24 protein-coding genes and 2 pseudogenes are annotated in these 25,010 nt (G+C 49.8%); 19 read left to right on the forward strand and 7 right to left on the reverse strand.

From position 1 onward, the window contains the following. Positions 1 to 111 precede the first annotated feature (111 nt). Positions 112 to 390: a hypothetical protein gene (locus NAZ64_RS07140; protein ID WP_012543321.1), complete on the forward strand. Its 279-nt coding sequence runs from the start codon at positions 112 to 114 to the stop codon at positions 388 to 390. A gap of 66 nt (positions 391 to 456) precedes the next feature. Here the strand turns inward: NAZ64_RS07140 and NAZ64_RS07145 are convergent, their stop codons facing one another. Continuing rightward, positions 457 to 771 (reverse strand): SymE family type I addiction module toxin, encoded by a 315-nt coding sequence (locus NAZ64_RS07145; RefSeq protein WP_011233128.1) that lies wholly within the window; start codon positions 769 to 771, stop codon positions 457 to 459. A 91-nt stretch (positions 772 to 862) separates the two neighbouring features. On the opposite strand from NAZ64_RS07145, the gene NAZ64_RS07150 reads away from it, so the two are divergent. The 10 genes and pseudogenes from NAZ64_RS07150 (at position 863) to NAZ64_RS07195 (ending at position 9,958) form a co-directional block, all read left to right on the forward strand. Then, on the forward strand, positions 863 to 1,021 hold the full coding sequence (locus NAZ64_RS07150) for a transposase (protein ID WP_217805114.1): 159 nt from the start codon (positions 863 to 865) through the stop codon (positions 1,019 to 1,021). Next, positions 955 to 1,528 (forward strand): annotated as a pseudogene (locus NAZ64_RS07155) (integrase core domain-containing protein); the annotation flags it as partial. The gene NAZ64_RS07150 and the pseudogene NAZ64_RS07155, both read left to right, overlap by 67 nt. A 760-nt stretch (positions 1,529 to 2,288) precedes the next feature. Next, positions 2,289 to 2,783, forward strand: coding sequence for a pilus assembly protein (locus NAZ64_RS07160; RefSeq protein WP_483640895.1), 495 nt, complete (start codon positions 2,289 to 2,291; stop codon positions 2,781 to 2,783). An 83-nt stretch (positions 2,784 to 2,866) separates the two neighbouring features. Continuing rightward, positions 2,867 to 3,604 (forward strand): pili assembly chaperone SafB, encoded by a 738-nt coding sequence (gene safB, locus NAZ64_RS07165; RefSeq protein WP_024135809.1) that lies wholly within the window; start codon positions 2,867 to 2,869, stop codon positions 3,602 to 3,604. Positions 3,605 to 3,627: 23 nt separating this feature from the next. Next, complete coding sequence (locus tag NAZ64_RS07170) at positions 3,628 to 6,138, forward strand: fimbrial biogenesis outer membrane usher protein (protein ID WP_483640896.1); 2,511 nt, start codon at positions 3,628 to 3,630, stop codon at positions 6,136 to 6,138. A 21-nt stretch (positions 6,139 to 6,159) separates the two neighbouring features. After that, complete coding sequence (gene afaD / locus NAZ64_RS07175; RefSeq protein WP_000266949.1) at positions 6,160 to 6,630, forward strand: AfaD family invasin; 471 nt, start codon at positions 6,160 to 6,162, stop codon at positions 6,628 to 6,630. Between the two features lie 407 nt (positions 6,631 to 7,037). Next, on the forward strand, positions 7,038 to 7,859 hold the full coding sequence (locus NAZ64_RS07180; RefSeq protein ID WP_000119375.1) for a polysaccharide deacetylase family protein: 822 nt from the start codon (positions 7,038 to 7,040) through the stop codon (positions 7,857 to 7,859). An 82-nt stretch (positions 7,860 to 7,941) separates the two neighbouring features. Continuing rightward, positions 7,942 to 8,179 (forward strand): annotated as a pseudogene (locus NAZ64_RS07185) (PerC family transcriptional regulator); the annotation flags it as partial. Positions 8,180 to 8,675: 496 nt separating this feature from the next. Beyond that, positions 8,676 to 9,623, forward strand: a complete 948-nt coding sequence (locus NAZ64_RS07190) for a LysR family transcriptional regulator (protein ID WP_000970302.1) — start codon at positions 8,676 to 8,678, stop codon at positions 9,621 to 9,623. A gap of 119 nt (positions 9,624 to 9,742) precedes the next feature. Continuing rightward, positions 9,743 to 9,958 carry a hypothetical protein gene (locus NAZ64_RS07195; protein WP_001532956.1) on the forward strand — a complete coding sequence of 72 codons (216 nt, stop codon included), beginning with the start codon at positions 9,743 to 9,745 and terminating at the stop codon, positions 9,956 to 9,958. A 3-nt stretch (positions 9,959 to 9,961) separates the two neighbouring features. Here the strand turns inward: NAZ64_RS07195 and pagN are convergent, their stop codons facing one another. From pagN to fadE, 4 genes are all read right to left on the reverse strand, one after another. Continuing rightward, the gene (pagN, locus tag NAZ64_RS07200) at positions 9,962 to 10,681 is read right to left on the reverse strand and encodes an adhesin/invasin protein PagN (RefSeq protein WP_000787603.1); all 720 of its coding nucleotides are present in this window, start codon (positions 10,679 to 10,681) and stop codon (positions 9,962 to 9,964) included. A gap of 330 nt (positions 10,682 to 11,011) precedes the next feature. Next, positions 11,012 to 11,419 carry a Spy/CpxP family protein refolding chaperone gene (locus tag NAZ64_RS07205; protein ID WP_000788200.1) on the reverse strand — a complete coding sequence of 136 codons (408 nt, stop codon included), beginning with the start codon at positions 11,417 to 11,419 and terminating at the stop codon, positions 11,012 to 11,014. A gap of 370 nt (positions 11,420 to 11,789) precedes the next feature. Further along, positions 11,790 to 12,557 carry an amidohydrolase gene (locus NAZ64_RS07210; protein ID WP_000015789.1) on the reverse strand — a complete coding sequence of 256 codons (768 nt, stop codon included), beginning with the start codon at positions 12,555 to 12,557 and terminating at the stop codon, positions 11,790 to 11,792. Between the two features lie 108 nt (positions 12,558 to 12,665). Further along, the gene (gene fadE, locus NAZ64_RS07215) at positions 12,666 to 15,110 is read right to left on the reverse strand and encodes an acyl-CoA dehydrogenase FadE (protein ID WP_000973041.1); all 2,445 of its coding nucleotides are present in this window, start codon (positions 15,108 to 15,110) and stop codon (positions 12,666 to 12,668) included. 239 nt (positions 15,111 to 15,349) lie between these two features. Between fadE and lpcA the strand changes: the two genes are divergently transcribed. Together lpcA and NAZ64_RS07225 are read left to right on the forward strand one after the other, a co-directional pair. Beyond that, the gene (gene lpcA / locus NAZ64_RS07220; RefSeq protein WP_000284051.1) at positions 15,350 to 15,928 is read left to right on the forward strand and encodes a D-sedoheptulose 7-phosphate isomerase; all 579 of its coding nucleotides are present in this window, start codon (positions 15,350 to 15,352) and stop codon (positions 15,926 to 15,928) included. Positions 15,929 to 16,140: 212 nt separating this feature from the next. Beyond that, positions 16,141 to 16,908: a class II glutamine amidotransferase gene (locus NAZ64_RS07225; RefSeq protein WP_000333387.1), complete on the forward strand. Its 768-nt coding sequence runs from the start codon at positions 16,141 to 16,143 to the stop codon at positions 16,906 to 16,908. Here the strand turns inward: NAZ64_RS07225 and dpaA are convergent. Then, a complete protein-coding gene (gene dpaA / locus NAZ64_RS07230) occupies positions 16,879 to 17,619 on the reverse strand; it encodes a peptidoglycan meso-diaminopimelic acid protein amidase (protein ID WP_001225658.1) in 741 nt (246 codons plus the stop codon). The genes NAZ64_RS07225 and dpaA overlap by 30 nt on opposite strands. Before the next feature lie 249 nt (positions 17,620 to 17,868). Between dpaA and dinB the strand changes: the two genes are divergently transcribed. The 3 genes from dinB to prfH all read left to right on the forward strand — a co-directional run bounded on the left by dinB (position 17,869) and on the right by prfH (position 20,893). Next, entirely contained in the window at positions 17,869 to 18,924 is a 1,056-nt protein-coding gene (gene dinB / locus NAZ64_RS07235) for a DNA polymerase IV (RefSeq protein WP_115286301.1), read from the forward strand. Positions 18,925 to 19,142: 218 nt separating this feature from the next. Beyond that, positions 19,143 to 20,282: an RNA ligase RtcB family protein gene (locus NAZ64_RS07240; protein WP_115286300.1), complete on the forward strand. Its 1,140-nt coding sequence runs from the start codon at positions 19,143 to 19,145 to the stop codon at positions 20,280 to 20,282. Continuing rightward, positions 20,279 to 20,893 carry a peptide chain release factor H gene (gene prfH, locus NAZ64_RS07245; RefSeq protein WP_000602086.1) on the forward strand — a complete coding sequence of 205 codons (615 nt, stop codon included), beginning with the start codon at positions 20,279 to 20,281 and terminating at the stop codon, positions 20,891 to 20,893. Before NAZ64_RS07240 ends, prfH begins: the two co-directional genes overlap by 4 nt. Positions 20,894 to 21,048: 155 nt before the next feature. Here prfH and pepD read toward each other — a convergent pair whose 3' ends face one another. Further along, a complete protein-coding gene (gene pepD / locus NAZ64_RS07250; protein WP_001292978.1) occupies positions 21,049 to 22,506 on the reverse strand; it encodes a cytosol nonspecific dipeptidase in 1,458 nt (485 codons plus the stop codon). Between the two features lie 248 nt (positions 22,507 to 22,754). On the opposite strand from pepD, the gene gpt reads away from it, so the two are divergent. The 3 genes from gpt (at position 22,755) to crl (ending at position 25,005) form a co-directional block, all read left to right on the forward strand. Then, entirely contained in the window at positions 22,755 to 23,213 is a 459-nt protein-coding gene (gene gpt / locus NAZ64_RS07255) for a xanthine phosphoribosyltransferase (RefSeq protein WP_001292018.1), read from the forward strand. 88 nt (positions 23,214 to 23,301) lie between these two features. Further along, complete coding sequence (gene frsA, locus NAZ64_RS07260) at positions 23,302 to 24,546, forward strand: esterase FrsA (protein ID WP_000189586.1); 1,245 nt, start codon at positions 23,302 to 23,304, stop codon at positions 24,544 to 24,546. Positions 24,547 to 24,603: 57 nt separating this feature from the next. Next, positions 24,604 to 25,005, forward strand: a complete 402-nt coding sequence (gene crl / locus NAZ64_RS07265) for a sigma factor-binding protein Crl (protein ID WP_000174693.1) — start codon at positions 24,604 to 24,606, stop codon at positions 25,003 to 25,005. Positions 25,006 to 25,010 lie beyond the last annotated feature (5 nt).

The raw sequence follows: 25,010 nt of genomic DNA on the forward strand, positions 1-25,010 counted from the left end.
GAGGTGATTCTGGCAAGTTATTAAGATGAAAAATGGTTTAAAATAATTGCATTAGTGAATGCTCATTTATGCCTTTACCTACAAAAAGTAACGGATTTGCTTGCTGGAATTGTGTTAACGAATGCAAATAAAATCAATGCTGTTGATGTTTTTACTACAGGAATAAGTATGGTTAACGATAAGGATACAGCTATATTAATTAGTGATTTAATGTTGAGATTCGGTAAGGAACTTGATGAATCTGTTGCTGTTGTTCAGTCCCGTTGTGATGAGGATGAATTTAAGGTATATCGAGAAGCGGTTGGTTTGATCATGGGTGAAATGCTTATTAAAATAATGAATCCATTATATGAAAAACATCCCGAAATAAAACCAAAAGGATTGAAATAAAACATCTGGAGCCGGAGGAATAATGTGTAAAAGCCGGAGGGGTTATCTTTTTCCGGCTTTTTATTATCAATTACTCATTAACTCCTGTTCCGTTCTTTTACGTTTAATCACCGGAATATCCCCGGTATCGTTCAGCGCCTCCGGAAAGGTTTTTAGCCACGCTTTCACCTTCTTTTGATTAATAAAAGTCACGCCCATCCCTTCAATACAGCCAAAGAGTCCGTGGGTATGCTGCGGCGTAATCACGATGCAATCCCTCATTACCCGCACCTTGACGGGCATCCCGTTAATAAACCCCGCCTGCGGCATCCATTCACCGTACAAACGAACTGAAAGTCTCTCAACGCGTGAATATGTAAGTATCCCGCATAATCGAGCCATTCACATTTAGAGATCATCCGACATAATCAATCTGCCAACGCAGGAGATCGCTGTGCGTAAAGCCCGTTTTACTGCGCACCAGATCATCGCTGTGATTAGATCAGTCGAATCCGGACGGACTGTTAAAGATGTCTACCGGGAGGCCGGTATTTCTGAAGCCACCAGGGACAACTGGAAGTCTGGATACGGCGGCAGGGATACGCGTGGAATCACAAAAGGCTCCACCGTATTTACTGTCTGCTCAAGCTGAATTTTCGCCGTAAGGGTAAACAACGGCTGCCGGTACGCAATCCCTCGCCACTGGTCACGCCGGAAGCGCTGAACCAGAGCTGGTCTGTGGGCGTCGTTTTCGCACGTTCAATGTTGTTGATGACTGTAATCGTGAAGCGTTGTCGATTGAAATCGATCTGAATCTGCCAGCTCTGCGAGTGGTCCGTGTACTCGACAGGATTACAGCAACCGCGGTTATCCGGCCATGCTGCGTATGGATAAGGGACCGGAATTTATCTCGCTGGCACTGGCTGAATGAGCAAAGAAACATGCAGTAAAGCTGGCGTTTATCCAGCCGGGTAAGCCGAAGAAAAACGTTTTCATCGAGCGTTTTAACCGGACATACCGTACAGAAATACTCAATTCTTATCTGTTCAGAACGCTGAATGAGGTGCGGGAAATTACGGATAAAGGGTTATCAGAATATAACTGCGAACGTCCACATGAATCGCGGAACAATATGATACCCAAGGAATACCGCCAATAACGTTATCTGGCCGGAATCTTAAAAATGCATGGAACTAAAACGGGTCTATTTACGGGGGCACCTGCGATGAATTTCGCTGCACTGAAAAGCGATACCGGATGAGAGCTGCTTCAAATTAATGTGCCATGTTCACGGGGAGGTGGTGCGACGTTTGCATAATCCAGCAAGAACTGAAAGGAAGGGGAGAGCTTTTTCATGCCTGTATAATCAGTCTGGCCTGTGTCAGTCAGCTCTTAGTGTTGAGACTCTCATTGGAGCGCTATAATTGCTTTTCCGTTTCGGAAAACAAGATTTTCCATTAAAGATCTTCCCTGCGAGGAAAAGTTAACTAATAATCTTACCGTCGAGTTAGGAGACGTATGTTTAAATATAAACAATGTTGCAACGATGCCTGATAATTATCCTCTCTTCGAAGATAAGTTTCCCACACCCAGTGTGGTGGGTGTCATTGTAATGTTATCACTTGAATGTAAATGGAAGGTATAATTGCTTTTTGACTAGTATTCTATTCCACCCTGACAACACGATGTTAACATCAACACTGTTTATATTGGCAATAACGCAATTTTTTTCAGATTAAGAGGTGCTCTGATGTATAGATTTTTATAACATTACTTATTTGAATTGGTAACAAATACCAATAAGTACAAGCTGTTATTACCAGCCACGGATTTTTCCATACGGTAAGATTTGGTATGGCGTTATGTATTCTGGATGTGCTGGATTATTTTAATTTGGTTTAAAAAAGGTGGTTATTCAAATGAAAAGCATGAAAAAATTGATTATCGCAAGTGCGTTGAGCATGATGGCTGCTAGTTGTTATGCTTCAGTTGTGCCGAACACAGAGCAACAGAAATCAGTGAATGTTAGCTTTGCCTCTCCCGAACATTTAACCGTATCGTTTGACCAGATGCCAGGCTTAATGGCTGGGAAGAATGATAATGATATGGATATTGCGAAGCTTACAGTTGATTCTACTTCTATTAAAGAATTCGGGGTCAGGGGGATTTCTGGCTCGCTAATGAACAATACTGGCAGTACATGGAAAATAACTGGTAAAAATGGTGGCAAACCAATCGTTGTGGGCTTTTCAAGTAATGATGTAGCCAAATCTCATGTCCCGCTAATGTGGAATGGGAGAGAATGGACCACCTTTGATACCAATGTCCCAGTTGATATTGTTGTAATAGCGGGTCAGGATATCTCACCTGATACGTACCCACTGACTGTAGACGTAGTGGGATATCAGCCTTAATAGTAAATAACTATTAGTGTATTGCGCCTTGTTTAAGGCGTAATACACATCAAATTTTTCATTTTTCTTTTACAATTTTTGATATGAAAACAATTAATTTTGTTTTAATGGCGGTAGCTTTGTTCGCCTCTAATTCTATGGTTTCAGTATATGCCGCCAGGCAGCAATTAAATTCAGCCACTAAATCATTCAGCGTGAAGCTGGGAGCTACACGTGTGATTTATCACGCTGGTACACCCGGCGCGACGCTCTCGGTGAGCAACCCGCAGGATTACCCTATTTTGGTTCAGTCTTCAGTCAAAGCAGAAGACAAAAATTCGCCAGCCCCCTTTATGGTGATGCCGCCTCTATTTCGTTTAGAAGCGAACCAGCAGAGTCAACTGCGTATTATCCGTACTGGTGGTGACATGCCAACGGATCGTGAGACTTTACAGTGGGTCTGTATAAAGGCGGTACCACCAGAAAATGAACCGTCGGATACACAGGCTAAGGGCGCGACCCTTGACCTCAATTTGTCCATCAGCACCTGTGACAAGCTGATTTTCCGCCCGGATGCCGTGAAGGGGACGCCGGAAGATGTTGCAGGAAATTTAAGATGGGTGGAGACGGGCAACAAACTTAAGGTAGAGAACCCCACCCCGTTTTACATGAATTTAGCCTCTGTCACAGTAGGGGGAAAGCCCATTACAGGGCTTGAGTATGTCCCCCCCTTTGCTGACAAAACACTAAATATGCCAGGGGGCACTCGTGGTGATGTCGAATGGAAAATTATTACAGACTTAGGTGGTGAAAGTCATCCGTTCCACTACGTTTTTAAATAAATTCAAGGATTTAGCGGCAGAAAATGAAGTTCAAACAACCTGCCTTGCTACTGTTCATCGCGGGAGTGGTTCATTGCGCAAATGCGCACGCTTACACATTCGATGCATCAATGTTGGGCGATGCAGCGAAAGGGGTTGATATGTCGCTCTTTAACCAGGGGGTACAACAGCCAGGGACTTATCGAGTGGACGTGATGGTGAATGGTAAACGTGTCGACACCCGTGATGTGGTGTTCAAATTGGAAAAGGATGGGCAAGGAACGCCTTTTCTGGCTCCTTGTTTGACGGTCAGTCAGCTTTCACGCTACGGCGTAAAAACGGAAGATTACCCTCAGTTGTGGAAAGCAGCAAAGACCCCAGATGAGTGTGCGGATCTGACCGCCATTCCACAGGCTAAAGCGGTACTGGATATCAATAATCAGCAACTGCAACTGAGTATTCCTCAGGTGGCGTTGCGTCCGGAATTTAAGGGGATCGCTCCTGAAGATCTCTGGGATGATGGTATTCCGGCGTTTCTGATGAACTACAGTGCGAGGACAACGCAGACGGATTACAAAATGGATATGGAGAGGCGTGACAACTCTTCCTGGGTACAACTGCAACCGGGAATCAATATAGGTGCGTGGCGTGTCCGCAATGCGACCAGCTGGCAGCGGAGTGGTCAACTGTCGGGGAAGTGGCAGGCAGCATATACCTATGCTGAGCGTGGACTGTACTCACTAAAAAGTCGTCTGACTCTGGGGCAAAAGACTTCGCAGGGGGAGATATTTGATAGTGTGCCATTTACCGGTGTGATGTTGGCATCGGATGACAACATGGTGCCCTACAGTGAGCGGCAGTTTGCTCCGGTAGTGCGTGGGATTGCCCGCACGCAGGCTCGGGTGGAGGTCAAACAGAATGGTTACACCATTTACAACACCACCGTGGCGCCCGGACCGTTTGCACTGCGGGATCTGTCGGTAACAGACAGTAGTGGTGATCTGCATGTCACCGTGTGGGAGGCCGATGGCAGTACACAAATGTTTGTGGTGCCGTATCAGACCCCGGCGATAGCACTGCACCAGGGATATTTGAAGTACAGCCTGTTGGCGGGCCGATACCGATCGTCAGACTCTGCAACGGATAAGGCGCAGATCGCGCAGGCTACGTTGATGTATGGTCTGCCGTGGAATCTCACTGCATACGGCGGTATACAGAGTGCAACGCACTATCAAGCTGCATTGCTTGGTTTGGGGGGATCTCTCGGGCGGTGGGGGAGTTTATCTGTCGATGGAAGCGACACACACAGTCAGCGTCAGGGGGAGGCGGTACAGCAAGGAGCCTCCTGGCGACTGCGTTACAGCAACCAGCTGACTGCGACGGGGACAAATTTTTTTCTGACGAGATGGCAGTATGCCTCGCAGGGCTATAACACCCTATCCGATGTGCTCGACAGTTATCGACATGATGGCAACCGTCTATGGTCGTGGCGGGAAAATTTGCAGCCGAGCTCGCGTACTACCCTGATGTTGAGTCAGTCATGGGGGAGGCATTTGGGCAATCTGAGTTTAACCGGTTCCCGTACCGACTGGCGTAATCGCCCCGGTCATGATGACAGCTACGGACTGAGTTGGGGAACCTCTATCGGAGGGGGCTCGCTGTCATTGAACTGGAATCAAAACAGAACGCTGTGGCGCAATGGCGCGCACCGTAAAGAGAACATAACCAGCCTGTGGTTCAGTATGCCATTAAGCCGCTGGACGGGGAATAATGTAAGTGCCAGTTGGCAGATGACTTCACCATCACACGGTGGTCAGACGCAACAAGTGGGGGTCAACGGAGAGGCATTAAGTCAGCAACTGGATTGGGAGGTGCGTCAGAGTTACCGTGCCGATGCCCCGCCAGGTGGTGGTAATAACAGCGCATTGCACTTGGCATGGAATGGGGATTACGGCCTGTTAGGTGGTGACTATAGCTACAGCCGGGCGATGCGCCAGATGGGAGTCAATATCGCGGGAGGTATAGTTATCCACCATCATGGTGTGACGCTGGGGCAACCTTTGCAAGGCTCAGTGGCGCTGGTTGAAGCGCCAGGGGCCTCGGGGGTGCCAGTTGGCGGCTGGCCTGGCGTTAAGACGGATTTTCGTGGCGACACCACAGTGGGCAACCTGAACGTCTATCAGGAGAATACAGTCAGCCTCGATCCGTCGCGACTACCGGATGACGCAGAGGTCACACAAACCGATGTGCGCGTGGTGCCAACCGAAGGGGCGGTGGTGGAAGCGAAGTTTCACACTCGCATCGGGGCCAGGGCACTGATGACGCTGAAACGGGAAGATGGTAGCGCCATTCCTTTCGGGGCGCAGGTTACAGTCAATGGGCAGGATGGCAGTGCTGCTCTGGTGGATACTGATAGCCAGGTTTATCTCACTGGTCTGGCGGATAAGGGCGAACTGACGGTGAAATGGGGAGCACAGCAATGTCGGGTTAACTACCAGCTACCTGCCCACAAGGGAATCGCGGGCTTGTATCAAATGAGCGGTCTCTGCAGATAGCCGATTCTGAAGGAGAGAATAATGTGGATGAAAATACAGCGAGTGAAAACGGTTATCTATAGCGTAACCTTACTGGTCGCTGCCAGTAGCTTGATGCCGATAGCGAACGCCGCAGAAAAACTTCAGACAACGCTACGTGTAGGGACTTACTTTCGGGCTGGGCACGTGCCAGATGGGATGGTGCTTGCGCAAGGCTGGGTGACTTATCACGGCAGTCACAGCGGGTTTCGGGTATGGAGCGATGAGCAAAAGGCGGGTAACACGCCTACCGTATTGCTGCTGAGCGGGCAACAGGATCCTCGCCATCACATTCAGGTTCGCCTGGAGGGTGAGGGGTGGCAACCAGATACGGTGAGTGGTCGTGGCGCCATTTTAAGAACCGCTGCAGATAACGCCAGTTTCAGTGTGGTCGTTGATGGCAATCAGGAAGTGCCTGCGGATACCTGGACGCTGGATTTTAAGGCCTGTGCATTGACACACGAGGAGGCGTAGACATCCGTTCCACTCATACTTCCTGTATCAGTGAATAAGGCGAATACTGTATATCAGGCTCGAGGATGTATTGAAAATTTACTCAAGGCAAATATGGTTAGCAATCTTCATTGCAGAAAAATCAATTGCTGATTGATTTTAAAATCTGAAATTCATCTTTTTTTGTAGGGAGAGGAATATTATGTTTCGTAAAATAATTTAACGGACACTGATGCCTTTATTATTTTCTGTTTTATGGGTTTGTTTGATTCACTCTTTTGTGAGCGGGGCTTTATAAGCCCCTGGTATAAGGTTTGTTTATCTGTCAGGTATTCATATGTGATATTTAAGATTTTATGTTTAGGGGGCTTTTTCTTGTCCCCTCAGGCGTAAAAATAATTTATTTTTTACATAAAGGAATAAAGCATATGTCTTATGCACGACATTTACCGGTATTAATGTATCACCATGTCAGTGATAAACCCGGACAGATAACCTTATCTCCCTGTACGTTCCGGGCGCAGATGAAATGGCTGGCTGAATCTGGCTGGAAAACCGTTACCGCTGCAGAGGTGGAAGCTTTTTATCATGGTGCAAGATTGCCTCGTAAAAGCGTCATGCTGACCTTTGATGGCGGCTGGCTGGATAACTGGTTGCAGGTTTTTCCGGTGCTGCAGGAGTTTAATCTGCATGCGCATCTCTTTCTTGTGACCAGTTTGATCAGTGACGGACCGGTCCGTATTCCTGCAGGCGAACCGGTGTACTCTCATGATGAGTGTCAGATGCTGGTTAAACAAGGCCGGGCTGATGAGGTCATGCTGCGCTGGTCAGAGGTCCGGGAGATGCACCTCAGTGGCCTTGTTGAGTTTCACTCGCACACGCACACCCACCGACGCTGGGACCAGAAACCTGTGTCCCGTAATCCTTCGGATTTGCTTCGTGTCGATATTCTTCTTAGTCGTAAGCGGATGAGGGAGATGCTGGGTTACTGCAGTCAGCATCTGTGCTGGCCTGAGGGCTGGTATTGTTCTGACTATATTCATGTGGCTGAAGAGCTGGGGTTCACATACCTGTATACCACAGAAAGGCGTATGAACAATCCAGTCATCGGTTCACAGCGTATTGGTCGTATCAACACAAAGGAGCGAAAGAATGTGGGCTGGCTGAAACGTCGTCTGTTTTATCACACCACGCCCGGATTTTCTTCGCTGCTGGCCCGGCATAAGGGGCCACGTCGGATAGCTGACTGAGCCGGAGACCAGGATGAAAGTGCTGCATACCGAATCCTCCCCCATCATCGGCGGGCAGGGGTTGTAGGCTATATCCCAAATGATGGTGCTGATTTTGAGCAGAAATAAGATAACACCGGAGGCCGTGATAGACCCGGTTGCGCAGAATCTGGAGGCAGCAGGTCACTGGCGCAGGGCTTCTACCCGCTGGCTTTTGGTCATGGGCGATTTTGAATGTACAGAGGCCCAGCGGGAGTGGTTGTTGTTGCGCCGGAATTATTGCCTTGCGCAGATATCTTCCCCTGGCGCCAGTAAAGCTGGATATCAGCGACGTGACGAAATGAGAGGAGCCTGCACATAGGTTTGTGTTTTGAGTAAGTGTCTTATTTAAACCGTCTGTTCTGTTTCCTCCGCTTTCACAAATAATATCGAGCCGGGTGGGGGGTACGCAAGTAAGAATAATCTGGCGATGTTTTGCTTGTTTCCACGGGATACTTTGTTAGGTGAACGATGCAATTAATGTGCTCCAGACTGCGTCACAGAAAAGGAGAATGCCTTTGCAGAACGGGTGCATGACAATGAACCACTTTATTATTGAGATCTGGTTCGGCGACAACCTTGACGATCGCTTCTGAGATAGGGTATTTACACTGAGTGGTAAACAGGTTCAATTAGTAACCGGAGATGGATGCAAAATCATGATCGATTCAGATGCTATTTTGCAGCCAATAGATTTTTTATTAAGATGATATCAAGGACATTGAGGCACACAATGACGTATCAGTAAGTCGTTGATAGCTCATTTGATATAAGAATTTCTTTTATCAACGGAAGATAATGATGGAACTGATCAATAATCGTGGTATGCGAGACTGGATGATATTTATTAAAGTGGCGGAAGTAGGGAATCTTTCCCGGGCTGCACGGGAATTAGATATTAGCATTTCTGCTGTCAGTAAATCGCTTAGTCGCCTTGAGAATTCTATTGAGGTTACTTTACTTCGGCGCGATTCACATCACTTAGAACTGACTGGAGCTGGTCAGACAGCCTATGCAAGCATGAAAAGGATAACATCTTCCTTTCAGTCCTTGCTGGATGAATTGCGAAATCCGGATAAAATTATCAGAGGGAGTATAAAATTTTCGGCTCCGGCTATTGTCTGTGAGTTTCTTGCCAATAAGTGGATATGGGAATTTACAGCTAGCTATCCGGATACAAAAATCTACCTGGATTCACGAGAGCGTAGCGATTTTTTTAGTAAATCCCTGGAGTTTGATGAGCTGGTTTTTAAAAGTGGCATAATCGAAAGTGAGGATCTCGTGTATCGAAAGATAAGCCCTTTAAAGTTGGTTCTTTGTGCGAGTCCGAAATATATCAGAAAATATGGCAGGATCTCACACCCTGGCGATTTGGAAAATCACATTATTGTGGGTCTTCACAATCATGGTCTTTCCGGACCTCTTACTCTTTTCCGTCAGGATGAATCATACACTATTAGTGGCGCTGTTAATGTTCATTTATCTTCCAATAATCTTTTGAGTGTTCTTAATTTGGTTTTAGAAGGAAAGGGTATCAACCTCATGACTCCGGCCTGGCTTGCCACCAAATACTTAAAAAATAATGAACTTGAAATTATACTTCCTGAATGGAGGGTTCCAGATCTCCCCATTTATCTTGTATGGCGTCATCGTCAGTATTATTCTCCTTTATTTCAACGCTTTCTGTCTTTTATTGAAGATAAATGGAATAATCGCCCACAAATTGATTTTCTGAATGATGATTAACCCGTTTGGAATGGTTTTGACACGTTCCTGACTTAAACCCACATGATGATGACTGAATTGAGGCATCGAGATATGCGACTGGTCAGCCAGTCGTCTTTTGACGATGCCCAATACAAAACATGATGCCGACTGATGGAAATGATAATACCCGGAAACAGGACGGGACTGTTTTTGGGCAGCCGGAAGTTAAGCCCATACCAGAAACGTTGCAGTGTACTGAAAAATGGCGCCAGGTTGCACCTGTTCAACGATTTTCTGAAGGCGCAGGAGTATTCATTACTGATATCCTCCATTGCGCCTTCGGGAACCCACAGGACCAGCTATTTTACCAATAGTGTTTAAAAGGCGTAAGTAATGCCGAGCATGAAGTCATTGGAGGCAGCCTTTGTGTCTGCATCATAAGCGGTATGTTCATCACCAGCATAGTGATTTTTTGAAATGCTTACTTTGCCAGCATTAATGTATTTATAACTGGCGTCAATCATAATATTATCTGTTACAGCATATTTTGCACCGATACCTGCGCCCCAGGCAAAGTTATTTTTTGAAGCAGACAGAGTTTCATTAATACCAAAACCAACAGGAATGGTGTTATTACTTAGCTTCACATGAGCGAGGCCAACGCCTGCGCTGATATAGGGAGTAAATGCCGTACTATTGTGAAAATCATAATAGCCATTAACCATGTAAGTGGTCATTCGGACCTGATTTTTTACATTTATGTGTACTGGATCACCAAATGCAATAATATCCTGCCCGCCTTTAGCATCCGTCTCACCTCTGAAAGTGGTATCCAGTTCTAAACGTACTGGAAGCTGGAATGGATCATAAAAGTCATAACCGATAGCAACCCCGCCGCCAAAAACGCCTTTGGTACGGTCAGGTAACGTTGCATGACCATTAACTATCTCATCCTGGCTGAAGGTTGAGTTGATTCCATAGACATTGACTACGGATGTCCCCGCTTTCCCGGTGATATAGATCCCTTCTTTTGCTGATGCAGTAGCGGACCAGGCTACCACAAGGGGAATGATGCAGACTGCGAAAAAGTTTTTCATTTCAGAACCTGCCTTAATATTGGGCTAAAAGACAAGTTTCACGGTATAGGGTGTGATATAACGATTACATAAACGAAGCCCAAAAAACGGTCTATTGTAACGCTGGGTTTTCTGTAAGCGGGTAAAAAATGAGATGAAAATTTTAAATAACAATACGATAATCGTCGGTATGGAAATCCATCTCCTCGCCAAATTGCCCCACGTACGGTTTCACTTCTACGTTATGTAACGGGTAGTGTTAGATAGAGCGATGCTGTAACAAAAAGATGAAGATGAATTTGTACCCGACCTGGATAAAGCCCGTTATCCAGGAATAACGGGCAAAAATATTTACTCAAGTGCCTGGGCGAGATCTTGTTGTACCTGTTGACGCTGTTCTGGTGTTAAGACTTTGCTTAAATCAAAATAATATTTAACCCGATAATAGCGAGCCTGTTGTTCTATGTTACTGAAGGCTGCAAGCTGCTGTTTTACGGCGGCGTCATCCCATTTACCGGATTTAATCACCTCTATCAGCGCACCGTCTTTAATTCCCTTCATAGAAATCTGACTGACGTCGGTTTCCAGTTGTTGGTGAAGTTTTTTGATCCGGGTAATCTGATCGTTTGTCAGCTTCAGATGCTGGACAATAGGATCCTGGGCGGGCAGGGGAGGATTGGGGACAGCGGTGGCGAAAGCGCCAAAAGAAACGCCCGCCAGAGTCGCTGCCAGTAAAGTTGTGCGTACAAAGTTTTTCATGAAGATATCCTGATAAGGGAGTGATTAACCGTTTTTATTACCCACGAATGGCGAGCAATTATCTTAGAGCCTATCCCAGTAGGGCTATTTTACTTGCCATTTTGGACCTGGGCAGTGCTCGCCAAAACGCGTTAGCGTTTTGAACGCCGCTAGCGGCGGCCCGAAGGGCGAGCGTAGCGAGTCAAACCTCACGTACTACGTGTACGCTCCGGTTTTTGCGCGCTGTCCGTGTCCAAACTGGCTGCGCCAATAACGCCTGGTGGGATAGGCTCTTAGTCAGAATACGTTGCCTGCCACATTACGCCACGCGAATTTGTTTTACGGAGAGTTACGGAGTGAAACAATCCCGCCGCGGTGAGCGGCAGGTTGCTTACAAGGTGAATGGATCGGCATCGCGCCAGGCTGGAAATTTTTCGCGATAGTCCTGCAAGGCGACGAGAGAAAGATCGGCATCAATACGTGTCGCCTGGTGTGGTTCGGCGGTGGCGATAATATCACCCTGGGGATTAATGATCCGGCTATCGCCGCGATAATGTAACCCGTTGCCATCGGTGCCAACCCGGTTGCAGCCTGCGACATAAGCCTGATTTTCAATAGCGCGCGCCGTCAGTAATGTTTGCCAGTGTAGCGAGCGCGGCGCGGGCCAGTTCGCTACATACAGCGCCAGATCGTAATCATTGCGGTTGCGCGACCATATCGGAAAGCGCAGATCGTAACAGATCAGCGGCAGAATGCGCCAACCGCGCCACTGCACGATGATGCGTTTATCGCCTGCGGCATAATGTTGATGTTCATCCGCCATACGAAACAGATGGCGCTTATCATAGAGATGAACCTTGCCTTCCGGTTCAACCAGTAAGAAGCGATTTACGGCGCCGCGCTCAGTTTGTAGCGCCGCGCTGCCGGCAATCAGAGCGTCAGTTTGTCGGGCTTTGGCCTGCATCCACGTAATCACGCTATCTTGCGAAAGTGAGTTATTAGCGGCCTCCATCGCGAAGCCGGTGGTAAACATTTCAGGCAGAACAATCACATCCCGGCCAGATACGAGCTCTAGCTGTCTGTCAAAATGACGCAGGTTTGCCGGGCCGTCCATCCAGACTAAAGGTTGTTGCAACAGAGTAATTTTCAAACCAGACACGATCGGAGCTCCTCATTGAACAGCGTCTTTACACTGTAGCATGAGCAATAATAAAAAAGCGGCAAGAAAAAGCCCCGCGAAAGCGGGGCAGGAAAGACACGAGACTGATTATGCGGCTTCGACTTTACGCACTTTCTCCGGCAGCTTTACCGGTTTGGTCGCCAGCGCTTCAGGTTCAAAATCATCAACGTTGATACTGCGCAGGCGGCTCTCTTCCGCTTTCGCCAGGATGGCGGCTTCATCTTTATCTATAAGCCCTTTCGCCAGCGCATTGCGCGCCAGTTCATCCAGACGAGTAAACGGCAGATTTTTACCCAGTTCTTTGCAGATGCGCTGGTGGATAGGGTCGGCAGCGATGACATCACGCAGCGCTTCTTCCAGTAAACCGACCGGATTATGTTCGGCGGGCGTCAGATACTGACCGCGCCCAATGCGTGAACGTGTGGCGTTCGGCACCTGTAGGATCTTCGCCACGGCGTGATCCAGCTTATCAGACGGCGCCAGATAATGACGGCCAGTCGGGAAGATCATCGCGGTGAGCAATCCGGCCACGACGCGGTTCGGGAAGTTCTGCAGCAGATCGTCCATCGCTTGTTCAGCACGATACAGCGCATCCTGTACGCCCCAGTGCACCAGCGGCAGGTCGGCTTCGTGGCGACCTTCGTCGTCGTAACGCTTCAGTACGGCTGAGGCCAGATAAAGCTGACTCAACACATCGCCCAGACGCGCGGAGATACGCTCGCGGCGTTTCAGGCTGCCGCCCAGTACCGCCATTGACACGTCAGACAGCAGCGCCAGGTTTGCGCTCAGTCGGTTCAGATGCTGGTAATAACGCTTCGTGGCGTCGCCGGTTGGCGTATGGCTCGTTAATCCGCGGGTCAGGCCAAGCCAGAAACTGCGGACGGTATTGCTGCCGACATGGCCGATATGTTTAAACAACAGCTTATCAAAGGCATTCACATCATTATTCTGCGCTGCGGCCATCTCTTCCAGTACATAAGGATGGCAGCGAATGGCGCCCTGACCAAAGATCATCATGCTACGGGTCAGGATATTCGCGCCTTCCACGGTGATCGCGATAGGCGCGCCCTGGTAAGCACGCGCCAGGAAGTTGCTCTCGCCCAGCATAATGCCTTTACCCCCAGTGATATCCATCGCGTCGATAATGGACTGCTGGCCGCGGTGGGTGCAGTGGTACTTCACGATAGCCGACAGTACCGCCGGTTTTTCACCCAGCATAATGCCATAGGTGATTAACGATGCGGCGGCATCCATCACATAAGCGTTACCTGCAATACGCGCCAGCGGTTCCTCAATACCTTCCATCTTGCCGATAGATATTTTGAACTGACGACGAATGTGAGCATAGGCGCCGGTTGCCAGCGCGACGGATTTCACCCCGCCAGTGGAGTTGGACGGCAGGGTAATACCGCGTCCTACCGACAAACATTCCACCAGCATACGCCAGCCTTGTCCGGCCATTTTGGGGCCGCCGATAATATAATCAATAGGCACGAAAATATCGTTACCGCGGGTTGGACCATTCTGGAACGGAACGTTAAGCGGGAAGTGACGACGACCAATTTCCACACCCGGCGTTGAGGTAGGGATCAGGGCGCAGGTAATACCCAGCTCTTCTTCTCCGCCTAACAATCTATCCGGATCGGAAAGCTTAAACGCCAGGCCCAACACGGTAGCTATCGGCGCCAGCGTAATGTAACGCTTGTTCCAGGTCAGGCGCATACCCAGCACCTGCTGGCCCTGCCATTCGCCCATGCAAACCACGCCGGTATCCGGAATGGCGCCTGCATCAGAACCTGCTTCCGGGCTGGTCAGCGCAAAGCAGGGGATCTCCTGGCCGCGCGCCAGTCGCGGCAGATAGTGATTCTTCTGCTCTTCCGTACCATAGTGCTGCAACAACTCGCCAGGGCCGAGTGAGTTTGGAACGCCGACGGTGATAGCCAGAATTCCGGAGACGCCGGACAGTTTTTGCAGTACACGGGACTGCGCATAAGCGGAGAACTCCAGCCCGCCATACTCTTTTTTAATGATCATCGCAAAAAAACGATGCTCTTTCAGATAAGCCCACAGTTCCGGCGGTAGATCCGCCAGTTCATGGGTAATCTGGAAATCGTTCGCCATCCGGCACGCTTCTTCTACCGGGCCGTCGAGAAACGCTTGCTCTTCGGCAGTGAGTTGCGGTTGCGGATAGTTGTGCAGTTTTTTCCAGTCAGGCTTGCCCTGGAACAGATCGCCTTCCCACCAGGTTGTACCGGCATCAATCGCTTCTTTCTCAGTGCGCGACATCGGCGGCATGACCTTACGGAAGCCGCGGAACACCGGTGCGGAAATCATTGATTTTCGCATCGGTGTGAGGTTAAACGGCACGAGGATAATGGCCAGAGGAACCAACAGCCAGATGGACCACAGGCCAGCGACGCCAAGTGCGGCGGTCCAGGCGAGCAGAATCAGGCTGCTGAGAAATAAACTCACGCGGTGATAGAACAATGCGCCGAGCAGAACAACCGTAGCGATAATACTCAAAATCATCATAACGAAAAGCTCCCTTGCTTGTAGGAGGTCTGACCACTTGTGATGATTAGGTTGTAGTGGATGTAAAATCTTTTAGCAATGTGTTTACAAAATAATTACAACAAAGCTCACATTGTTGCCGTTTTTGGGGGCACGAAAAATCAAAAGCGTGAGGCGTTAATTCGGCTTATGCTTCTCGCCTGTACTGCTATCCGGTACACTGCATACTGTCATTTACATTCATGCTGAAGGATATCCTCATGTACCAGGATCTTATTCGTAACGAACTGAACGAAGCGGCGGAAACGCTGGCTAATTTTTTAAAAGATGACGCCAATATTCACGCCATTCAGCGCGCGGCGGTCCTGTTGGCTGACAGTTTTAAAGCGGGTGGTAAGGTACTTTCCTGCGGTAACGGCGGCTCCCATTGCGATGCGATGCACTTTGCTGAAGAGCTGACAGGTCGTTATCGTGAAAATCGTCCGGGCTACCCGGCAATTGCGATTTCTGATGTTAGCCATATATCCTGCGTCAGTAATGATTTTGGCTATGACTATATTTTCTCTCGTTACGTTGAGGCGGTAGGGCGCGAAGGCGATGTCCTGTTAGGGATCTCGACGTCGGGTAACTCTGGTAACGTGATTAAAGCGATTGCCGCGGCCCGTGAAAAAGGCATGAAAGTGATCACGTTGACCGGCAAAGACGGCGGCAAAATGGCGGGAACGGCGGATATTGAAATTCGCGTACCGCACTTCGGTTATGCCGATCGTATTCAGGAAATTCATATCAAAGTGATTCATATCCTGATTCAACTGATCGAAAAAGAGATGGTTAAATAACTATACCCGTCATACTTCAAGCTGCAGGTGCGTTGGTTGCGCTCAGAAACCCCAGTCACATAGTTATCTATGCTCCTGGGGATTTCCTCCCTTACCGCCTTCCTGCAACTCGAATTATTTAGGGTATAGCATATTGTTTTCTTTGATATTTTGAGTTTTGATTGGCTGTAAAAATTACGCCTTCCCGCTTAAGGCGTTTGTGGAGGTGATGTATGTGCGAACTGCTTGGGATGAGCGCCAATGTGCCGACGGATATCTGCTTTAGCTTCACCGGACTGGTGCAGCGTGGCGGCGGAACCGGGCCGCATAAAGACGGCTGGGGAATTACCTTTTATGAAGGAAAGGGCTGTCGCACGTTTAAAGATCCGCAACCGAGCTACCATTCGCCGATTGCGAAACTGGTACAGAATTACCCGATCAAGTCCTGCTCGGTTATCGCCCATATCCGTCAGGCTAATCGCGGTGAAGTGGCGCTGGAAAATACACACCCTTTTACCCGGGAATTATGGGGACGCAACTGGACTTATGCTCATAACGGTCAGCTCAACGGTTATAAGTCGCTGGAAACCGGTAATTTTCGTCCGGTGGGGGAAACCGACAGCGAAAAAGCGTTTTGCTGGCTATTGCATAAATTAACGCAGCGTTATCCCCGCACGCCGGGCAACATGACGGCGGTATTTAAATATATTGCGACACTGGCGACGGTATTACGTGAAAAAGGCGTTTTTAACATGCTGCTGTCAGATGGGCGATATGTGATGGCGTTTTGCTCAACCCATTTGCACTGGATCACTCGCCGGGCGCCGTTTGGCGTAGCCACGCTGGTGGATCAGGATATGGAAATTGATTTCAGTTCACAGACCACGCCAAATGACGTGGTTACCGTGATTGCTACCCAGCCGCTAACGGGGAATGAAACCTGGCAAAAGATTATGCCAGGCGAATGGGCGTTATTTTGCCTCGGAGAGCGTATAATTTGAGGCCAGCTGTGGCTGAACGACTTCGTGACTCAACGGTTTGCTCACGACGTAACGTCCATCAACGATAGAAACAGTTGGCGGCTTATGCGTCTGTTCAAAATAATCGTAGCCGGGTTTTAGCTGCGCCCAGAAATCTTTGTAATATGAATATTTATGACGCTGCATATTGGCGTCGGTCATCCGGAACGGATAAATACTCACCTGCACGCTCGGCTGACCAAAGACCAGCGCGGCGGTGACAAACTGGAAAATCTCATCAATGCCGCTGTCGGTCATGGCATAGCAGCCGACGGAAACACAGGCGCCGTGAATCATCAGATATTTACCATCATAGCCATGTGCGCGATCGTAGGCATTGGGAAAACCAATGTTGATGGCCTTATAAAAACGGCTGTCTGGCTTGAGTTGATTACGCTGAACGCTGTAAAACCCTTCCGGACTTTTAAAATCGCCCTGACGGCGTTTCGGGCCTAACCCGCCGGAATAGTTGCAAATTTTGTAGCTATCAAGCAACTGGTATTGCTCACCCATTTTGACGTAGAGATCAAGGGTGCGCTCTTCTTTAAAAATCTGAATATAGACCGGTGAGCCCATTAACTGCTGCTTATACTCTTTACTGACCGGCGTGACGGGGCTGCTGCTGCTCAGCAAACCGGCAAATGAGACGCACGGCATCAGAAGCATCGCAAGAAAAAATGCGATTTTACGCATACTGCTTGTTCCTTGATAAAACGGTTACACACGCCAGAACGGCAAAAGAGTCCCCAAATCGGAGTAATCTGGATTTGGAGCGCTCACATTAGCACCACGGCAGTTTTTCGCAAGTCCCCGTGTGTACGTTTACAATTTTCCCGCCGCTTTCGTCGTCATACCTTCGAATATGTCGCATTTTTAACGCGAATGTCTCTTTGCGCGCAATAAAACATACTGTACACTTAAACAGTATTGTGGGGGCGAGCGATGCGCAAAATCATACATGTTGATATGGACTGTTTTTTTGCCGCGGTAGAGATGCGTGATAATCCGGCGTTACGCGATATTCCCATTGCCATTGGCGGGAGTCGTGAGCGAAGAGGCGTTATCAGTACCGCCAACTATCCTGCGCGCCAGTTTGGCGTACGTAGCGCGATGCCGACCGCCATGGCGCTAAAGCTGTGCCCCCATCTCACCTTACTGCCTGGCCGCTTTAACGCCTATAAAGAGGCTTCGCGGCATGTACGTGACATCTTTTCCCGCTACACTTCACTGATTGAACCGCTCTCGCTGGATGAAGCCTGGCTGGATGTGACTGACAGCCCGCACTGTTATGGCTCGGCGACTCTGATCGCCAGGGAGATTCGTCAGACTATTTTCAATGAACTGCAACTCACCGCCTCCGCCGGCGTTGCGCCAGTGAAATTTCTGGCGAAGATCGCCTCCGATCTCAATAAACCGAACGGACAATATGTTATTACGCCAGCCGATGTACCCGGCTTTCTTAAAACGTTGCCGTTAGCCAAAATTCCAGGCGTGGGGAAAGTTTCCGCCGCCAAACTGGAAAATATGGGGTTAAGAACCTGCGGGGATATTCAACAGTGCGATCTGGCGATGCTTCTCAAACGCTTTGGTAAATTTGGCCGGGTATTATGGGAGCGTAGTCAGGGTATTGACGAGCGTGATGTTAACAGCGAAAGGCTGCGTAAATCGGTAGGCGTTGAGCGTACTCTGGCGGAGGATATTCATGAATGGTCGAACTGCGAGGCCATTATTGAACATTTATATCCGGAACTGGAGCGTCGTCTGGCTATAGTGAAACCCGATTTATTGATTGCCCGCCAGGGCGTTAAATTAAAATTTAATGATTTTCAGCAAACCACTCAGGAACATGTCTGGCCGCAATTAAATAAAGAAGACTTAATTATCACCGCCCGTAAAACCTGGAACGAGCGTCGCGGCGAGCGCGGCGTACGGCTGGTGGGGCTACACGTAACGCTGCTCGACCCTCAGTTGGAACGACAGTTGGTGTTAGGGTTATAAGTCAGGCCATTAATATTTTATCACTATTACGATTGCGCCATCTAAATTTCAGTATTACTATACCCGCGTTTTCTCATTCTCAATAACTGCAAAGGAGGTTCATCATGACACTTTATTCTCTGAACGCACTTTGCAGACATTTCCAGGATTAATCTTCTCTTATTGCTCTGGATTAGTCTGCCATTTCCTGATTTTTTAATTCATATATGGAATGGTATATGGGCAATTATATTCGTCCTTTATCAGATGTGGTATTTTCTATCGCATCAGATAACCTGTGGATCGAAGATTCCGCGATCCAACAATTATATACGACGGCTAAGTTAACCGGTATGAGACGCGTTATCGGGATGCCAGATCTGCATCCGGGGCGCGGCTACCCTATTGGCGCAGCCTTTTTCTCGCGTGGACGCTTTTATCCGGCGCTGGTCGGCAACGATATCGGCTGCGGCATGGCGTTATGGCAAACAGATATTTTAGGGCGTAAATGTAACGCCGATAAACTGGAGAAGCGGCTGGCGTCGCTGACTGACGTGGCGGACGCGCAGTGGCTGGAGGAGAATGTCCCCGCCGCAATGCAGCATCATTCGTGGCGCTCTGCGCTGGGTTCCATTGGCGGCGGCAATCATTTTGCCGAGCTGCAGCAGGTCGATCGCATCGTCGATGCTGATTCGTTCGCTTTGTCGGGGTTGCAAAAAGCGCAGTTATTACTGCTGGTACACAGTGGTTCACGCGGTCTGGGGCAAGCTATCCTGCGTCGTCATGTGGAGGCGTTTTCGCATAACGGTTTGCCGGAAGATAGCGACGATGCGCGCCGCTACCTTGCAGAACATGACGATGCGCTGGCATTTGCCCGCAGTAATCGCGCGCTGATTGCCCGCCGGATACTGCAACAGCTCAGGGCTGAGGGCGAACCGCGGCTGGATGTGGCGCATAACTTCGTTGAACCCTGTACTGTCGCGGGTGAGGCGGGGTGGCTGCATCGTAAAGGCGCTACGCCAGATGGGCAGGGACTGGTGATTATCCCCGGCTCGCGCGGCGATTATAGCTGGCTGGTGAAACCCGTCGTCAGCGAGGAGAGCCTCTTCTCCCTGGCGCATGGCGCGGGACGCAAATGGATGCGTACTGAGTGTAAAGACCGGTTATCGGCAAAATTTACCCCGCGACAGCTCTGCCGTACCGGGATGGGTAGCCGGGTGATTTGCCGCGATCGCCAGCTCATTTATGAGGAAGCGCCGCAGGCGTATAAATCCATCGAGAGCGTTGTGGATTGTCTGGCAGACGCCGGACTGATTACGCCAGTTGCCTGCCTGCGTCCGGTGCTGACGCTGAAAACCTCAGGGGAGAAAAGCGCATGATCTTACTGCAACTTTCTTCTGCGCAGGGACCGGACGAGTGTTGTCTGGCGGTAAAAAAAGCGCTGGATTGTCTGACGAAAGAAGCTGCCAGAGAAAAGGTATCGTTGACGCGACTTGAAACAGAGCCGGGACGATTACCAGACACGCTGCGTTCTGCGCTGGTCTCGCTGGACGGCGAAAAAGCTATGGCTTTCAGTGAACGTTGGTGCGGCACGTTACTGTGGATTTGTACCAGCCCGTATCGTCCGCACCATGGGCGAAAAAACTGGTACGTCGGCATTGGGCGCTTTTCCGCCGACGAGCACATACAGTCTGATGAGATTCGTTTCGAGACTTTGCGCTCTTCCGGCCCGGGTGGGCAGCACGTTAATAAAACCGACTCGGCAGTGCGGGCCACGCACCTGGCGAGCGGGATTAGCGTGAAGGTTCAGTCGGAGCGCAGTCAACATGCGAATAAGCGTCTGGCCCGGCTGCTGATTGCCTGGCGGCTGGAACAGCAACGGCAAAATGAGTGTGCGGCGTTGAAGTCTGAAAGGCGTCTGTTCCATCATCAGATTGAGCGCGGCAATCCGCTGCGGATATTTAAAGGAATGGCGTTTACGCCACAATAATTCGGTGTTACCGGCGCTGTTATAGGGCTGTCCGGCTATTCGCGTGTAGCCGCAGCGCTATTCAGCGCATCCAGGAGAGCTTATCTGGCAATGGATACCCGATATTCCATATTGATAGCCCGTTCCAGAAATGGGACGGGCATTTTAGCGCTTTCTTACTTCGCAGGAATCGCTTTCAGCAATTCGGTCAGCAGAGTCCAGTAGTGGCCGACGCTTTCGATATGTACCTGCTCATCCGGAGAGTGAGGTCCGGTAATGGTAGGCCCAATAGAAACCATGTCCATATCCGGATAGGGTTTCTTAAACAGACCGCATTCCAGGCCGGCGTGGATAATCTGGATGTTCGGTGTCTTGTTGAACAGACGCTGATAGGTTTCCCGCACCAGGTGCATGACCGGCGAGTTCGCATCGGGCTGCCAGCCAGGATAGCTGCCTTTTGCTTCGGTTTTCGCGCCAGCCAGCTTGCCCAGCGAATCCAGCATACTCACCACATAATCTTTACCGCTGTCGATAAGAGAGCGAATCAGGCAGTGAATTTCGACATTCGCATCAGACATTGTGACCACGCCAACGTTCAGCGATGTTTCCACTACGCCTTTCGCCACGTCTGAATTGCGGATCACGCCGTTCGGCGTTGCGTTCAGCAGGCGCACAAAGGTATCGCGTGACGGCGCGGTCAATGCGGCTTTATCACTAGCAACCTCATTGAGTTGCAGCGTCAGGTTTTTCTCTTTTTCCGCCAGTTCGTTTTTCAGAATATCCTGGTAAGCATTCACTAATGTTTTCAGAGTGCCTACGTTGTCTGCGGCAACGGCGAGGGTAGCGAACGCTTCGCGCGGAATCGCGTTACGCAGCGTACCGCCGTTGAAATCGATCAGACGCAGATCCAGCTCTTCTGCGTGCCCGGCCAGGAAACGCGCCAGCAATTTGTTGGCATTGCCAAGGCCGAGGTGAATTTCACCACCGGAGTGGCCGCCTTTCAGGCCTTTCAGGGTTAGCTTAAAGCATGCAAATCCTGCGGGTACAGCTTCACGGGTCAACGGCAGATTAGAGGTAAAATCGATGCCGCCTGCGCAGCCCATATAGATCTCACCTTCTTCTTCAGAGTCGGTGTTGATCAGGATGTCGGCCTGCAACCAGCCGGACTGAAGGCCGAACGCGCCATCCATGCCGGCTTCTTCGGTCATGGTCAGCAGCACTTCCAGCGGGCCGTGGACGACATTATCGTCAGCCAGTACCGCTAACGCAGAAGCCATTCCAATACCATTGTCGGCGCCGAGCGTAGTACCGCGCGCTTTAACCCATTCGCCATCAATATAAGGCTGGATAGGATCTGTAGTGAAGTCGTGAACGGTGTCGCTATTTTTTTGCGGCACCATATCCAGATGCGCCTGTAAAACGACCGGCTTGCGATTTTCCATACCTGCAGTGGCGGGCTTACGGATCAGAATATTACCGACCTGGTCGCGATCCACGTAAAGGCCTTTCTCTTTGGCCCAACTCACAATATGTTCCGCGAGTTGCTCTTCGTGATAGGACGGGTGAGGAATAGAACAGATTTTGGCAAAAATATCCCACAAAGGTTGTGGTGATAACTGAGACAGTTCAGACACGATAAGTCTCCTTGGCGGTGGTCTGAAAAACGTTCTTACAGGCCACAGGGTTAGCGGAATTGATAACTCTTACGAGATGCGACTGAGAATACCACTTTCTCCGCCTGCGGGTAGTATAAAGCATACAAAAAGAGGCGTGGATTCCGCTAAACACTGGTTTTTAGCGCGTCAGGTCTCTATAATCTCGCGCAACTATTTCCCCCTCGAACACTTTTTAAGCCGTAGATAAACAGGCTGGGACACTTCACATGAGCGAAAAATACGTCGTCACCTGGGACATGTTGCAGATTCACGCACGCAAACTGGCGAGCCGCCTCATGCCTTCAGAACAATGGAAAGGCATTATTGCCGTAAGTCGTGGCGGCCTTGTACCGGGCGCACTACTGGCGCGTGAATTGGGCATTCGTCATGTCGATACCGTATGCATCTCCAGCTACGATCACGATAACCAGCGCGAACTGAAAGTGCTGAAACGTGCAGAAGGCGACGGCGAAGGCTTTATCGTCATCGACGATCTGGTCGATACCGGCGGTACCGCCGTCGCGATTCGCGAAATGTACCCTAAAGCGCATTTCGTCACGATTTTCGCTAAACCGGCGGGCCGTCCGCTGGTTGATGATTATGTTATTGATATTCCTCAGAACACCTGGATTGAGCAGCCCTGGGATATGGGTGTGGTATTTGTACCGCCGATTTCAGGTCGTTAATCAGCAGCTTTTCAGAGCGCCCGGCAATGCCGGGCGCTGTTTTATTGGTTACAATAAGCCTCTATGAGTATCCAAGGAGGCTGCACGAATGACACAGGCTAACCTCAGCGAAACCCTGTTCAAACCCCGCTTTAAACATACTGAAACGTCTACCCTTGTCCGTCGGTTCAATCGTGGGTCGCAGCCGCCCATGCAATCCGCGCTGGACGGTAAGAACGTCCCGCATTGGTATCGCATGATAAACCGCCTGATGTGGATTTGGCGCGGCGTTGATCCACGAGAAATCCTTGATGTGCAGGCGCGTATTGTGATGAGCGACGCAGAGCGAACGGATGATGATTTATACGATACGGTCATCGGTTACCGCGGCGGCAACTGGATTTATGAGTGGGCAAAGCAGGCGATGGACTGGCAGCAGAAAGCCTGTCAGGAACAGGACGCCATGCGCAGCGGACGCTACTGGCTTCATGCCTCAACGCTCTATAACATTGCCGCCTACCCGCATTTGAAGGGCGATGAGCTGGCGGAGCAGGCGCAGGCGCTGGCGAATCGCGCCTATGAAGAGGCTGCGCAGCGGTTGCCAGGCTCGTTACGCGAAATGGAATTTGCCGTTCCTGGCGGTTCGCCTGTCACCGCGTTTTTACATATGCCGAAAGGGGATGGTCCGTTTCCGACGGTGCTCATGTGCGGCGGCCTGGACGCCATGCAAACCGACTATTACACCCTGTATGAACGCTATTTCGCGCCGCGCGGTATTGCGATGTTAACGCTTGATATGCCTTCGGTTGGATTTTCATCAAAGTGGAAATTAACCCAGGATTCCAGCTTGCTCCACCAGCATGTGTTAAAAGCGCTTCCTAATGTCCCCTGGGTGGATCATACCCGTGTTGCGGCGTTTGGTTTCCGTTTTGGCGCCAATGTTGCGGTGCGTCTGGCCTATCTGGAAGCGCCGCGTTTGAAAGCGGTGGCTTGCCTGGGGCCGGTGGTCCATGCGCTACTTAGCGATCCGCAACGACAGAGCACGGTGCCGGAGATGTATCTGGATGTGCTGGCCAGCCGTCTGGGTATGCATGATGCTTCGGATGAGGCGCTGCGTGTGGAGCTCAATCGCTATTCGTTGAAAGTACAGGGGCTACTGGGCAGACGTTGTCCTACGCCAATGCTTTCCGGCTTCTGGAAAAACGATCCCTTCAGCCCGGAAGAAGAGTCTCGCTTAATTACAACATCATCTTCAGACGGTAAGCTGATAGAGATCCCTTTTAACCCGGTGTACCGCAATTTTGACCACGCGCTGCAAGAAATTACCGACTGGATTAATCATAGATTGTGTTAATAGATTGATAAATTCTATTGATTTGGTAAAACAGTTGCTTCATTAAAGGAGATCGCAATGACGTTACCGAGTGGACACCCGAAAAGTAGATTGATCAAGAAATTTACCGCGCTTGGCCCCTATATCCGGGAAGGGCAGTGTGAAGACAATCGTTTTTTTTTCGATTGCCTGGCAGTTTGCGTCAACGTGAAGCCCGCGCCAGAGAAGCGTGAATTTTGGGGCTGGTGGATGGAGCTGGAAGCACAAGAGAAACGCTTCACTTATCGTTATCAGTTTGGTTTGTTTGATAAAGAGGGCAACTGGACCGCAGTGCCGATTAACGAAACCGAAGTGGTGGAGCGACTGGAATACACGCTACGCGAGTTTCATGAAAAGCTACGCGACCTGCTGATTTCTATGGAGCTGGCGCTGGAGCCGTCTGACGATTTCAACGACGAGCCGGTAAAACTGTCGGCATAACCCTG

It is taken from the genome of Salmonella sp. A1325, assembly GCF_056991255.1.

Excerpts from the sequence above, each read along its gene's own strand:
- NAZ64_RS07145 (WP_011233128.1), bottom strand. The coding sequence starts at position 771 with ATGGCTCGATTATGCGGGATACTTACATATTCACGCGTTGAGAGACTT.
- NAZ64_RS07160 (WP_483640895.1), top strand. The coding sequence starts at position 2,289 with ATGAAAAGCATGAAAAAATTGATTATCGCAAGTGCGTTGAGCATGATG.
- safB (WP_024135809.1), top strand. The coding sequence starts at position 2,867 with ATGAAAACAATTAATTTTGTTTTAATGGCGGTAGCTTTGTTCGCCTCT.
- NAZ64_RS07170 (WP_483640896.1), top strand. The coding sequence starts at position 3,628 with ATGAAGTTCAAACAACCTGCCTTGCTACTGTTCATCGCGGGAGTGGTT.
- afaD (WP_000266949.1), top strand. The coding sequence starts at position 6,160 with ATGTGGATGAAAATACAGCGAGTGAAAACGGTTATCTATAGCGTAACC.
- NAZ64_RS07180 (WP_000119375.1), top strand. The coding sequence starts at position 7,038 with ATGTCTTATGCACGACATTTACCGGTATTAATGTATCACCATGTCAGT.
- NAZ64_RS07190 (WP_000970302.1), top strand. The coding sequence starts at position 8,676 with ATGATGGAACTGATCAATAATCGTGGTATGCGAGACTGGATGATATTT.
- NAZ64_RS07195 (WP_001532956.1), top strand. The coding sequence starts at position 9,743 with ATGATGCCGACTGATGGAAATGATAATACCCGGAAACAGGACGGGACT.
- pagN (WP_000787603.1), bottom strand. The coding sequence starts at position 10,681 with ATGAAAAACTTTTTCGCAGTCTGCATCATTCCCCTTGTGGTAGCCTGG.
- NAZ64_RS07205 (WP_000788200.1), bottom strand. The coding sequence starts at position 11,419 with ATGAAAAACTTTGTACGCACAACTTTACTGGCAGCGACTCTGGCGGGC.
- fadE (WP_000973041.1), bottom strand. The coding sequence starts at position 15,110 with ATGATGATTTTGAGTATTATCGCTACGGTTGTTCTGCTCGGCGCATTG.
- lpcA (WP_000284051.1), top strand. The coding sequence starts at position 15,350 with ATGTACCAGGATCTTATTCGTAACGAACTGAACGAAGCGGCGGAAACG.
- NAZ64_RS07225 (WP_000333387.1), top strand. The coding sequence starts at position 16,141 with ATGTGCGAACTGCTTGGGATGAGCGCCAATGTGCCGACGGATATCTGC.
- dpaA (WP_001225658.1), bottom strand. The coding sequence starts at position 17,619 with ATGCGTAAAATCGCATTTTTTCTTGCGATGCTTCTGATGCCGTGCGTC.
- dinB (WP_115286301.1), top strand. The coding sequence starts at position 17,869 with ATGCGCAAAATCATACATGTTGATATGGACTGTTTTTTTGCCGCGGTA.
- NAZ64_RS07240 (WP_115286300.1), top strand. The coding sequence starts at position 19,143 with ATGGGCAATTATATTCGTCCTTTATCAGATGTGGTATTTTCTATCGCA.
- prfH (WP_000602086.1), top strand. The coding sequence starts at position 20,279 with ATGATCTTACTGCAACTTTCTTCTGCGCAGGGACCGGACGAGTGTTGT.
- gpt (WP_001292018.1), top strand. The coding sequence starts at position 22,755 with ATGAGCGAAAAATACGTCGTCACCTGGGACATGTTGCAGATTCACGCA.
- frsA (WP_000189586.1), top strand. The coding sequence starts at position 23,302 with ATGACACAGGCTAACCTCAGCGAAACCCTGTTCAAACCCCGCTTTAAA.
- crl (WP_000174693.1), top strand. The coding sequence starts at position 24,604 with ATGACGTTACCGAGTGGACACCCGAAAAGTAGATTGATCAAGAAATTT.